Annotated in this window: 7 protein-coding genes; 1 reads left to right on the plus strand and 6 read right to left on the minus strand. The window is 65.8% G+C overall.

Translation table 11 applies throughout. The annotated features are described in order from the left end of the window. Window positions 1–135: 135 nt before the first annotated feature. The 4 genes from MYCSM_RS33860 to MYCSM_RS35595 all read right to left on the minus strand — a co-directional run bounded on the left by MYCSM_RS33860 (window position 136) and on the right by MYCSM_RS35595 (window position 9,104). Window positions 136–4,311 (minus strand): FtsK/SpoIIIE domain-containing protein, encoded by a 4,176-nt coding sequence (locus MYCSM_RS33860; RefSeq protein WP_015298050.1) that lies wholly within the window; start codon window positions 4,309–4,311, stop codon window positions 136–138. Window positions 4,312–4,382: 71 nt separating this feature from the next. Next, window positions 4,383–5,909: a type VII secretion protein EccB gene (gene eccB, locus MYCSM_RS33865; protein WP_015298051.1), complete on the minus strand. Its 1,527-nt coding sequence runs from the start codon at window positions 5,907–5,909 to the stop codon at window positions 4,383–4,385. Next, window positions 5,894–7,771, minus strand: a complete 1,878-nt coding sequence (gene eccA, locus MYCSM_RS33870; protein WP_015298052.1) for a type VII secretion AAA-ATPase EccA — start codon at window positions 7,769–7,771, stop codon at window positions 5,894–5,896. The genes eccB and eccA overlap by 16 nt, the downstream gene beginning before the upstream one ends. A 64-nt stretch (window positions 7,772–7,835) precedes the next feature. Then, window positions 7,836–9,104, minus strand: coding sequence for a hypothetical protein (locus tag MYCSM_RS35595; protein WP_015298053.1), 1,269 nt, complete (start codon window positions 9,102–9,104; stop codon window positions 7,836–7,838). A gap of 54 nt (window positions 9,105–9,158) precedes the next feature. Here MYCSM_RS35595 and MYCSM_RS33880 point away from each other — a divergent pair, with 54 nt between their 5' ends. After that, window positions 9,159–10,088, plus strand: a complete 930-nt coding sequence (locus MYCSM_RS33880) for a conjugal transfer protein (RefSeq protein WP_041316023.1) — start codon at window positions 9,159–9,161, stop codon at window positions 10,086–10,088. Window positions 10,089–10,227: 139 nt separating this feature from the next. On the opposite strand, the gene MYCSM_RS33885 is transcribed toward MYCSM_RS33880, so the two are convergent. Beyond that, the gene (locus MYCSM_RS33885; RefSeq protein WP_015298055.1) at window positions 10,228–11,046 is read right to left on the minus strand and encodes a hypothetical protein; all 819 of its coding nucleotides are present in this window, start codon (window positions 11,044–11,046) and stop codon (window positions 10,228–10,230) included. 113 nt (window positions 11,047–11,159) lie between these two features. Then, on the minus strand, window positions 11,160–12,167 hold the full coding sequence (locus MYCSM_RS35600; protein WP_015298056.1) for a transglycosylase SLT domain-containing protein: 1,008 nt from the start codon (window positions 12,165–12,167) through the stop codon (window positions 11,160–11,162). Window positions 12,168–12,176 lie beyond the last annotated feature (9 nt).

Genomic DNA, 12,176 nt, shown 5'->3' on the forward strand with positions numbered 1-12,176 from the left:
CGCCTGCGGGACGCCGCCGTTTGAGGGTGCGCAGAGACGCATCCGGCGCTGCACTCCGGGAACGAAGTTCCGAAGTACAGCGCCGGACTTGAGTGTCGCGCGTTGCTCTCCCGGCACTGACCGCCGGGCGCTGCCCTACTGCTCCCAGGGGCGAGCGTGCGCGGTTTGGATGACTTCGGGCACCATGGTCTCGGCGTCGACGAGCATCGCCTGACCAGCTCGACGGGGCGCGAATTTGATGCCTGTTCCGGGCCACAACGTTCCCTCGGCGACCGGCCCGCTGAGCAGAAGCGTTGCTGACTGCGCGCCCGCGAGGGCCTTGTAGATGCGTGAACTCATCCGGGTGGTGGCGAAGCCCTGCGCCGGGCCGGTGATGTAAACGTGCAAGCCCAGGTCGTTGCGGCCCTCGACGAGGCCGGCGATCGGGTCGATCGGGTTCTCCTGCCCGAACATGGCTGTCGATCCGCCGAAGGCTTGGACGCCGTCGACCAAGACGAAGATCTCGGGGCCGCTGTACCAGGAGCGGTCTCGGATCATGGCCGCGGTGAGCTGTTGGTCCATGCTCGGGTTGCGGCGCTCGATTTCGGTCTTGACTTTCGCGACGATCTCACTGCTGGTCGTCTTGTCGCTGGAATAGCCCATGAGGTAACCGCGTTTGGCCAGTTCCTCTTGTTCGGTGAGGAACTCGTACTTGGTCTCCAAGATGACGATCTGAGCCTGCTCGGGCGTGAACTGCTGGACGATCGAATTGATGATGCTGCGCAGCAGCGATGTCCGCCCTGACTTCGGCTCGCCCACCGCTACGAGGTGCGGAGAAGTCACGTCGGGAATGGTGACGATGCGCAGATCCTCTGTGCTGACACCGATGGGCAAGTGCTTGTCGATGGGGCGTTGTCCGCTCCACCACTCGGCGAACTCCGTCGGCGCCGGGGCGTGCCCGAGCTTGCGCTGGCACGTCTGCACACGATGGCGGTCGTAGACGTCCCACACCACGCTGTAGTCGATGACCGGAGGTGCCGGGTCGACGCGCGGTGCGCGGATGACCTCGCCTTGGGCGTCGATGTGCAGCTGCTGCATGGTTGCGACGAACCGTTGAATGCCTGCGCTGTAGTCGGCGTGCGGGTCGTAGACCGGGTTGCCTTCCTCCTCCCCCACTGGCTGCACCGGGTCGAACATGGGGATGACCACACGGGCCGCCAGGCTGCGCTCGACGTCGACGCAGCGTCCGGGTTGCTGCGCGGGAATTGCGCGCAGCAGTGCTTTCTGACGCTGGTCGTAGCCGAGGGACGAGGCAGGGTCTTCGACGGCCAGCTGCACGGTCGTGCCGAAGAAGTCGTTGAGTTTGAGTGGAATGCGGTTCTGCGATTCGCCGGAGACCACGAGGTGTACTCCGAGTCGGCCGCCGTCGTTGAGGAGCCGCAGGAACGTCTCCTTGACTTCGGGCTTCTCGTCGACGTAGCTGGGGAACCCGTCGATGACGAGGAAGTAGTGACCGTAGGGATCGTCCTCGACGGGGTCGGCGGCACGGGAGGCGAAGTACTGGTCCAGTGAGACCACGCCGGCCCGCTTACCGAATTCGCGTTCGCGAATGTCGATGAGGCGGAAGGTCTCACCGATGAGGCGGGAGACTTTGTCAGTGTCGGACTTGCGGGCGTAGCCGCCGACGTTGGGCATCTGTTCCATCTCGCCGAGCTTGGCGCCGGCGTAGTCGACGAGGTAGAACGAGCAGAACGCTGGGGAGTAGGCGCGGCACGCGCCGGCGATGATCGCTTCGATTGCCGTTGTGCGGCCTGAGGAGCCGCGGCCGATCACGCGGATGTGGGCCTTGCCGCCCTCGGGGGCGATGACATAGGGCAGGCGGGTGTGCAGGCGGGGCGCGTCGGTGTCTCCGATACGGATTTCCAGCCGTTGGGAGCTGGCTGGTGCGACGTCGATGTCGGCGTAGCTGATTGGGGCGCGCAGTGAGGGCTTCCACAGTTCGAGGGCTTTGACGTCGTCGAAGTGGGAGAGGTGATCGATCAGCGCGTCCCGCATGGTCGGGTATTCGATGTTGGTGTGCGCGGGCGCATCCGACGTGGTTTCCTCAGGGGCCGCTTGCTCGTAGCTGTTGGCCAGTGTGAAGCGGTGTAGGCGGCCTCCTGCTCCGGGCTTGTCCTTCGTCGCGGTCTTCGCGGTGGCCGCGGCGGTGCGGGCGGCGATGTAGGGGGCTTCGACGTCGAAGCTGATGGCGTTGGTGAGTCGTTCACCGGTGTCGCGGCGCAGGATGAAGGCGCCGCGGCCCATGGGCAGGTCCTTGGCGGCGTCGGTGTCCTTGAGGACGGCGCGGGAGCGTTGTCCGGTCTGGGTCTTCAGCGAGATGCCGAAGGTGAAGTGCTCCATGAGGTCCTGCAGCAACGACTGGTCGATGTACTGCGAGCAGGGGATGATGTGCATGCCGAGGCCGCGGCCGACTGCGCCGGTGCGGGTTAGCAGCTTCAGGTAGCCCTTTTCCTTGTGGGTTTCCATGAATTCGCGGAACTCGTCGACGATGATGAACAACTCTGGGAGGGCGGGGTACTCGTTTGGCTTGGCGGCGCGCATCTTTCGGTAGGCGACGATGTCTTTTGCCTTGTAGTCGCGCAGAAAATTCTCGCGGCGGTAGATCTCGCCTTCGATGACCTCGTAGGCGCGCTCGACGAGTTCTTCCTCTTTGACGAGGTTGGTGATGTTGGCGACGGTGTGGGGCAGTTTTTCGAAGCCGGCGAAGGTGGAGCCGCCCTTGAAGTCCATCAGGATGAGGTTGAGCTTGTCGGGGCCGAACAGTACGCAGAGGGCGAGCACCATGCCGTTGAGCAGGTAGCTCTTGCCTGAACCGGTGATGCCCTGAATTGCTCCGTGCAGGCCGCTGCCCTGGACGGACGCTTCGCCGAAGTCGAGGGTGACCAGCTCGTTGGTTCGTTCGTATTTCTCGGTTGAGCGGTAGCCAATGGGCACTTCGAAGTGCGAGTCGGTGGCGTTGCGGTGCCACTGTGATCGCGGGTCGAAGGTTTCGAGGTTGGTGATGCCCAGCGAGGTCAGGAAGTCCAGAGCTGCGGCCTCGACGGCCGTCTCGGTGTGGCTGACGCCGTCCCAGTTGGGCGGGCGGTACCGGCTCATCTTTTGGGCGATGAGCCGGGCTTGCATGACGCTGATCGAGTCGGCGTGCGCGAAGTTCTTCTGTGTCGGGGTGGACAGTTCGCGGTTTGCGGTGACCCTGAGTCGTCCGGCGGTTTCGGTCAGCGATTCGCTGATGGCCCGCAGGATGACGAATGTGGTGTTGTTGGTCGACGCGCCGGGGGGTAGAGCGACGTCGGAGTCGGGGGTGTCGACGAAGACGACGGTGTGGCTGGTGTCCTCGCCGGGGCGGTCGCGGGTGTCGTTGACGAATTCCGATACCGATCGCCATGCCAGGCGCGCGGTGCCGGATCGGTCGGTGCTGAAGCGGTTTTGGGTGTGCGGCAACCATTTAAGCCAGTCCCAGTCGTCGCGGCTGGGGTTGTCGCAGATCAGTCCGATGGTCAGATCGCGCGGCGAGGAGTTGTAGGCGAGGGAGACGATTACGGCGCGGGCCAGTGCCATGACGGCCTCTGGGTCACCGCGGAACGCGTAGGCGGGCAGTTCGCGCAGGCTCACACCCAGAGGGCAGTTGGTGACGAATTGCTGGGTTCGCAGGAACCGTCGGTAGGCGGCGTAGGTGAACGGCTCCTGCTGTTCGTCGACGGGCTCTTGATCGCGGGCCTTGATGCGTGGGAAGACTCGGGTTATGCCGACGCCGATGCGTGCGGTCAGCCATGGGTGCGTTGCTTCGGGCTCGTCGTCGGCGTCGTCGAGGGCGGGGGTCTCCGGGCGTACGGTCCACATGGTGGGGCGGCCTACGCGGGTGAAGAGGAGGTCTGGGTGTGGGTATACCAGCGATTGCAGGGCGTGGATTTGGCGGCCGTGTTGGTGGGCGAGTTTGCGCTTCTCCCTCAGCGCAAGCAGGTAGTTCTTGCGCTTGATGTTCAGTTCGCCCATCGAGCCGCCGCCGGCGCCGCCGACGCCGAGGTAGGCCAGCGCGCCGACGGCCATACCCATTGGGGCCATCATCATCATGGGGGAGATCACGCGGGTTCCGGTGAAGATCATCATGCCGAAGAAGCTGATCATGATGACACCGATGAAGACGGGGATCAGCCGCATGTACCAGGGGCCGGGGGCCTGTTCCTCGAGGATCTCGGGGTCGGGGACCACGACGGGCTGGTTGTCGATCGGCGGTGACACCCGCGGCGGTGAGACGAAGGCTTCAGTGGCCATGTGAACGTATCCCCCTGTGACAGTTGGCGATTAGTCGGGTCAGAAATGAGTGGCGCTGTGTCGACACTTGGTCAGCCCGGCGGTGCGGCGGCCTGGTCGGCCTGTTGCGGATTGGGGGGAATGGCCTTCTGGTTGAGGTCATCTGGCAGCAGGCCGTGAACGGTGAGCGCGTTGGCGCGCGACAGGGTGGAGCCCGGTGCGTACAGCTTGGCGATCGACCACGGGATGGGCAGCGGGTCGCGGGTTCCCAACCCGAGCGCCTTTACGACCTCGTCGTACTGGCCGGAGGAATCGGGCCCGATCATGTAGCGGATCCCGGTGTCGTCGATGTACATGAGTTGTTCGGCGGCGTGGGAATCTGGTGCGGCGCCGGTGATTCGAACGAACCACCCATGGCCGGGGTCGGTGAAGCTGGCGTTGGCTGTGGCGTTCGGATCGGTGGACTTGAGCAGCGGAACGACCTTGCTGAGGTCCTCCGGGCCGATGGGAAGGGACTCGCCAGTCGAGATGGTCGTGGTGGCGCGCTGATCTCGCGCGCCTTTCTCCCATGACCAGCACAGAACGTGCGGTGTGCGGAAGGTCGGAACGCGGTCGGGGTAGTGATTGACGTCGATGTCGTTGGCCTGGGGCTGTTTGGCCAGGTCGGACGGATCGATGGTGGTGACCTGGCTACTTCCGGTGTTGATCAGCAGTTGGGCGACGAATTCGGGTACCAGCTGCAAGCCATCGGAGAGGGCGACGCGGTATTGGCGCTGCCCGTCGGCGTCGCTGGTGGTGATGACGTCGCCGTTTCGGACCGCGGCCAGACCGGGGTTCACTTGGCCTCGGTCAGCGATGTAGGGCGTGGTGAGTGTCGGCGCGGCCGGGATGGCGTTGAACAGACCCAGCGAGATGGGGATGGCGTCGGCGATCACCTTCGGGTTGAGCGCGAGTGCGGCGCGGGTGGCCATGTCCTGGGGGGCGATCAGCGTGCGCTCCCCCTTGTAGACCATCCAAAGTTGATCGGGCGCGGATTCGAGTTTGACGAGGATGGCGTCGGTGTTGCGCAGCGGGCTGACGGCGGGGCTGACGGCGTCGGTGCCGGCGAGCAAGGTGGTCGACAGTGCGTCGGTCTTGGTGAGCGACAGATCGGTGGTGTCGGTGTGTTTGTCGCAGACGGTCCAGTCAGCGGTGTCGTCGGTGCGCTGGGAAAGGTTGTTGGGGGCGGAGGGAATGCCCATCAGCTGGCCGCGCGGTTGGCCGGTCAGGGTGTCGTCCTTGACGACCTTGGGGGTGTCGGCCTTGCCGACGATCAGTCGCGCGGAGGCCAGGTTGGTGACGGGGTGCAGAGCCCCGTCGAACATGACGTAGTAGCCGCCGGACTTGGTGATGACCATGCTGGCGCCGTTCTGGTCGGCGCGCGAGGCGAAGACCGACATCAGTAGCCCGATGGCGGGGATCATGGCGGCGAGGAAGATTCCCACGGCGAAGGCGACAGTTTGTGGCGAGAAGGGGCTGGTGTTGAGGCTGGTGTCGCGGCGGGTGATGCCCTGTTCGATGCGGCGGACGCCGAGGCGGTAGCCGGACAGTTGGACCTTGGTTGTCAGTTGCCGTGCCACGTGTGTTCTCCCCCTGGGTTGTCGGCGCCGGTGTGCGGTGTGGTCGGTGGTGTCGGGCTGTGCCGGCCCAGGAGCGGATCGATCTTGTCGCGCAGCGCCAGGGCGACGTCTTCGGGCATGAGGGAGAAGAATTCCTCGTCGGATAGTGCTTGCATGTTGCTCGCGCCGACTCGGGTGCTGCGGTACTCCTCGGCGGCTTCGAGGACGTTGCGCACGAAGCGGCCATTGCCGGCGACGTCGATCAGACGCCGGCCGGCGTGGTCCTGCACGAGCAGTAGCGAGCGTGTCTCTTCGACGATGAGGTCCCGCGATGCCGGGGGCAGTATCGAATTGCGTTGTTGGGCCAGCACATCGGCGATCGCACCGATCTCGTCGGGGCTGTAGGAGGAGAAGTTGATCCGGCGGGCGATACGTCCGCTGAGGCCGTCGTTGGCGTCGAGGAGGCGTTGGATGTCCTCGGGGTAGCCGGCGACGATGACGACGAGCCGGTCTCGTTCGTTTTCCATCCGCGCGAGGATGGTGTCGATGGCGATCTTGCCGAAGTCGTTCTTGGTCTCGGCCACGACCAGCGTGTAGGCCTCGTCGATGAACAGCACGCCGTCGAGGGCGCTGTCGATGACGGCGTTGGTCTTTGCTTCCGTCTCACCGATGTGCTGCCCGACCAGCTCGGCGCGGCGCACCTCTTTGAGGTTGTTGGTCTTGATCATCCCCAGCCCGCACAACATCTTGGCCACGACGCGGGCGACGGTCGTCTTGCCGGTTCCTGGCGGCCCGGTGAACGCCATGTGCAGTGACTTCGCTTGGGTTCCGCGGCCGCGGCGTTGGGCTTCGACAGCGTAGGCGACGTCGCTCTTGAACCGGCGGACCTGCTCCTTGACGTCGGTCATGCCTATCTGGCGGCTGAGTTCTGCGTCGGCTTCGGCGAGCAGGGTGTTTTGGGTTTCTGCCCGTTGGGCCTCACGGACCTCGCTGAGGTCGGTTTCCGTGCTGGGATCCCAGTACGATCCGCGTTGCCGAATGAGTTCTGCGGTGGTCTGTTTCAGGGTGATCGTCGGATTTGCCAGCGCGGCGTCCAGTTTGTCGGTGCGCGCATAGGCCATTCCGCTGTTCCAGAGGATCGCCGCGGCGTCCTCGTCGCCTTTGGCGCGGGCGATCAGGCCGAGGTAGTAGCACGATTCGGCGCCGACGTTGATGTAGTGCGCGAGCTCGGCCTTCTTGAGGCGTTCCTCGGCGACGATGAAGTTACCCAGGTGGGCGTAGGCGATGCCGCTGTACAGGTAGGCCGCGGACTGCAGGAGGGTGTCGGTCTCGCCGGCGTCGCGCTCATAGGCATCGAACTTGTGGGGCGAGAGGACGTCTTGGGTGAGGTCGATGACGTCTTGCCAGCGTTCGGCGCGGAAATGGATGTAGGCCTTCATCAGGGTCACGGGGGGCAGCGGTGACGGGGCGGCGTCGAGGACGTCGTAGGCGTCGGCGAAGCGGGACTGCCCGGCCAGGATAGCTGCGTAGCCGAGGTGGGCGATGGTGCGGGTGCGCAGGGTGTAGGTCAGCTCGAGTTCTGGGATGAGGCTGACCTTGGTATAGAGGACGTCCTCACGAAGCCGCTGGCCGTTCTCGATCACCTGGCCGAGCAGCTTTCCCCAGGTGGGCAGCGTTCGATAGATGTTCTCCACGACCGTGGGTGCCGCGGAGCGATCCCCGTCGAGGATGGCCAGGGCGCGGTAGAGGTCGCACTGATCGGGGTCGAGCTGCTGGATGCACCACTGGAAGTGTTCGCGCGCTGAGGCGGCGTTCTTGTGGACGATCCCGGCGGTCAGACCGGTGCTGAAGTAGGTGACGAGGTCGTTGGTGCTTTGGGTCATGGTGTGGTCCCCAGGGGTGAGGCGGTCGAGGAAGGCCGCGGTGTGATGATCATGGTTGCGGCGTTCAGGCTGTGCCGCCAGCGGGGCGGCCGATGATGCTGAGGTGGCCGACGGCGAACGATCCGTCGACTTGCCCCGCGTCGGGGCCGCCCAGGATGCCGGGCAGCGAGCCGCCCTGGTTGGGGACCGCTGGTGGGCGCTCTGTCTTCTGGATTGTCGCGGTGATGATCTGGGTGGCGATGTTGGGAATGGTGAGGGTGGCGCCGCCGCGGGTCGGGTTGATCTTCTGCACTATCTGCGTCCCTCCGATGCGCCACAGGATCTGGGTGACCAAGCGGTGTTCGTTCCAGTGGTCTTCGCCGTTGGGTTCGACGTAGTCGAAACCGGGCACGATGGTGATCGCCGAGACGACCACGGGTTCTTTGAATTCGATCGTCAATACGCCGTTGTCGACGCCGTATATGCGGGTGCAGATCCAGGCCTGCGACTTGTCTGATCCGAAGATCAGTCCCGGGTTGTCGGAACTGCCGGCGGGGCAATCGGCGGTCACGTTCTGCGGCAACAGTGGGGTGTCGGCGGGGGCTGTGGTCGGCGGGGGCGGCGCTTCGGCCGTCAGCGGTGGTGCGTCGAGCGGGGCGGAGTCGTGGCCGCCGCCGATGACGAGCGCGCCGGCCAGCGCTGTCACCAGGACCGCGGCGACCGGTGCGGCGATGCGGGCCCACCCCGGCAACGAACCCCACATTGTTGCCAGTGAGCGGCCGCGCTGGCGGGCGGGTTGGACGTCCCACGGAGCGGTCGCGGGGATGGGTTCCCCCAACGGGGCGGTGGGCGTCGGCGGGGTTGGCAGTGGGTCGTTGACGGGGGCGATATCGGCGACATCGTCGGGCACGGTGAGTTCGTCGGGCTGCGGTGGGTGCCACAACGCGTACCGGTCCTCGTCGACTGTTGCGGGTACGCCGGCGCCATCGTCGTCGGGCAGCCATACCGGCGGGTCGGGGAAGGCTGGAGTGACTTTGCCGCCGCCTCCCTCGGCGCCGCCCACGGGTGTCCACGGCGCCGCGACACTGGCCTGCGGGCTCGGCTCGGTCTGGGCTGGGCGCGGATCGTCGCGTGCCCAGTCCTCCAGCTCGGGTGCAGGTCGTTCGATCGGTGGCGGCGGTGGGGGCGCCGGGGCGGGCAGAACCTCGTTGAGCAGCGAGTTCATGGCTGCGTACTCGTCCTCAGGTGACAGGGTTCGGTCGGTGAGGAACTGATCGACCTGCGAATGGATGCGCTTGGCGTGCGCGGTTGTGATGTCTGCCGGGTCAAGCGGTAGGTCCCCCTTTTGTGCCACGTCCGCTCGCGCCTCCGGTCCGATGTTTCAACTTGACTTTATGATAGCGGCGAGTTGCCAACCGCCTGGAAAGACACCTTCATCATGCCGTCACTGTCCGAAATCCAGTTCACCCCGAGCGCGACACGGCGCCTTTTTTTCGCAACCGCCGCCGCCGCGTGGACAGCTCTTCTGGTCGTGATCGCCCTGATCGTCTGGCTCATTCGCATCGAGTCCGCACAGAAGCCAGTGGACGTCATGGGTGAGATCAACGCCTACGTCGGCGCGGAGTTCTTCGCCCGAAACTTCCTGCTGGTCTGGCTGGGGGGCAGCCCCCACGAGGCGGAAAAATTGGCGACGATGACGGCAATGCCCGGCCAACCTCAGCTCAATGCCGACCCGTTCACCGTGCTCGACATCAACGCGGTGCCACCGGTGACGCGCACGGCTGCCGGCAAGGAGACCGAATGGGGTTTGACTCTCGCCGCGACCCTGATCTCACCCGGATCAGGCACCAACGCGCGCAATTACTTTCGTGTCACCTTCGTGGAGGCCGGTGGAACGTACAAGGCGTTGATGTGGCCGCGGCCGGTCAACAACACTGCCCGGGCGGTGCAGATCAGTTCGTATTACACCAACGGCATCGCCGCCAACACTCCGTTGGGCACACAGGTTGGCGCATTCTTGACCGCGTTCTACACCGGTAACAACGCCGGTTCGCTGGGCAGCTACGTGTCCTCGGAATTCACCGACAGCGCCATCAAGGCCTCGCCGTACACGTCGGTGCAGATCACGTCGATCATGGCGGCCAAGGACTCCCCTGACACCGCTACGGCGCAGCCGGGCACCACGGTGCACGTGTTGGCGACGGCCAAGGCGGCAGTGAGCACGACGACGTTCAACACCATCGACGCCCCGCTGCGGCTGACGCTGAGCAACAACAAGCAGTGGCTGGTCGACGGGTTCGATGAGCCGGTTCATTTCGGGGACGTCAACTACAAGTAGCGCACCGTCGTCTGCCAGGCGCCGAAAGGGCCGCGGGTAGGTCGGCGGCGCCTGGGGCTGGGCACCGAGCCACTTCGAGTGGGCGGGCGCCGGCTAAGGAGCCGGAGGGCACTCCCCCAGTTGGCTTGTGTCCGACCCCTTACGGGGTGGGTGTCGCCGGCGACGATCCAGTGGTGGTGGGCGTGCCCGCCGGCGGCGCTGGTGGTGCCGGGGCGGTCAGGGTCCAGCCTCCGGCCGCGGTGCGTGAGAGCAGCGCGCCGGGCCCGTGGTCGGCGCCGAGTTGGGTCGCGGCCGCCAGGACGTCAGGCGGTTGTGCTGCGGTCACGTCGACGTCGACGTCGTTGACCGAGTAGTGGCTGATGTCGGAGGCGTTGGTGATGGTCGCCGAATTGGCTCCGGCGGTGTAGCGGCTGCCGTCCAGGCGCGCGGCTGGCGTCGGCGCGAGCGCAGCCGTCCACTTCGCCGGCGGGTAGAACAGCTTGCCTTGCAGCAGATCACCGATGTTGACCCATCCCGGTGGGGGCGGTGGCGTACCGGCGACACCGAGGGCCGACCAGAAGTCGGTGTCTCCGCGGAGGTAGACCGTGCCCTGGTCGAGCAGGGCGTCGCCGCGGGTGCCCCCGGCGGTCACCACACCGGATCCGGCGGTGTTGTCGTCAAGGTAGGTCAGCTGTACGCCGAAGGTGTGCCCGTTGACGACGATCGTCCCGGACGCCTTGTGCGCACCGGAGCGCTGTCGAGCCAGCAGCGTGGTGATGCCGGCGATCTCCAGCTGGCTGAGAGGGTGCTCGGTGGGCAGGGTTGGCGGCGGAGGCGGAGGCGGTGGGTCAGTGCGGGTCAGGACCCAGGTCACGCCCGCCGTGGCGGCGACGAGGGCGACGAGCAAAATGGGAATGATGACCTTGCGCCACTGGAACGCCTTCGGGGCACGCCAGTTGGCGTTGCCTGCGGTGGTCATCACGGGGCCTTCACCGTCGTCGGGTACATAAACCGGAGTTTACGGTTCAGGTAGGGGGTGAAGCGCGGCGACACCGGCTGAGAGGCCGGAATCAGGGGCTCGAGCGTGAGCGGTCAGTAGCCGCTATACCCGGCGGCGACCCGGCGGGCATGGAACTGCTGGAGGCCGGCTCCGTCGGCGCCGACCTTGTAGTGGCCCATCATGTAGGCAACGCCTGCTGACCCGCTGGCTACGGGGTCGAACATGTTCCTCGACGTGCCAGCGACGTGGTAGGCGGCGAAGGTGGACGGTTTCATCTGCGCAATTCCGCGGGTCGCCTCTGCGGGGGCGCCGTCGCTGCGGGCCGGACCGGGAATCTGGGCGTTGCTGTCGGTCCGGTTGACCGCGTCGGGGACGTAGCTGCTTTCCTTCCACCACTGGTTGAGCAGGATTTCACGCCAGCGCGCTCTCACCTCGGGGTTGGTGCTCACGCCGTTGTTGTCCAGCGACCGCTCGATGACCTCCATGACCTGCGGTCGGGTCAGCGTCAGCCCGGTTGGGTCGGTGATGATTTCGTTGTTGCGCAGCGGTTCCCGGCCACCTGGCGCGCGGGCAGCCGAGGTGCTACCAGAAAGCGATTCCGATCCCTCGGCGCCGGCGAGGAGCTTGGCGAGGGCAGCGGGGGCAACGTTGAACATTCCCGGTGCGGCCATGGGCATTTGGGGAGCCATGGCGGGCATCGGAGGTGGTGGTGCAGGCATCGGCGCGGGTGCGGGCATCATCGGTGTTGAGTTGGCGAACGGATTGGAGGAACCAGCGGGGCGGGACAGGGCATCCCGCAGGGCGGCCAGTCCCCCGGGTTCCGTTGCGCGGCTGGTGCGTTCGGCGCTTCCCTTATCAGTGTCATCGAGAGAGTTCGCCGCGCCCTTACCCTTGCTCAGTGACGTGTCGGCATCGTCGATGTTGCCCTTCGTCTTATCGTTGTGATCTTTCAGTGCTTGGGAGATCGCCGGATCCTCCAAGCCGTGCCCGCTAGGGTCGGGCACACCGCCGCGGTGGTCCCGTAGCGCCGCCTGCGACTGACTGTAGGTCTGCTCGGCCGTGGGTTGATCGACGGCGATCTGATTGGGTTCCGGTGCCATGGTTGAGGA

This window comes from Mycobacterium sp. JS623, assembly GCF_000328565.1.
Classification (GTDB): Bacteria; Actinomycetota; Actinomycetes; order Mycobacteriales; family Mycobacteriaceae; genus Mycobacterium.

What these genes read in the sequence shown, in the direction of transcription:
- MYCSM_RS33860 (WP_015298050.1), bottom strand. Translation starts at nt 4,311, where the DNA reads ATGGCCACTGAAGCCTTCGTCTCACCGCCGCGGGTGTCACCGCCGATC.
- eccA (WP_015298052.1), bottom strand. Translation starts at nt 7,771, where the DNA reads ATGACCCAAAGCACCAACGACCTCGTCACCTACTTCAGCACCGGTCTG.
- MYCSM_RS33885 (WP_015298055.1), bottom strand. Translation starts at nt 11,046, where the DNA reads ATGACCACCGCAGGCAACGCCAACTGGCGTGCCCCGAAGGCGTTCCAG.
- MYCSM_RS35600 (WP_015298056.1), bottom strand. Translation starts at nt 12,167, where the DNA reads ATGGCACCGGAACCCAATCAGATCGCCGTCGATCAACCCACGGCCGAG.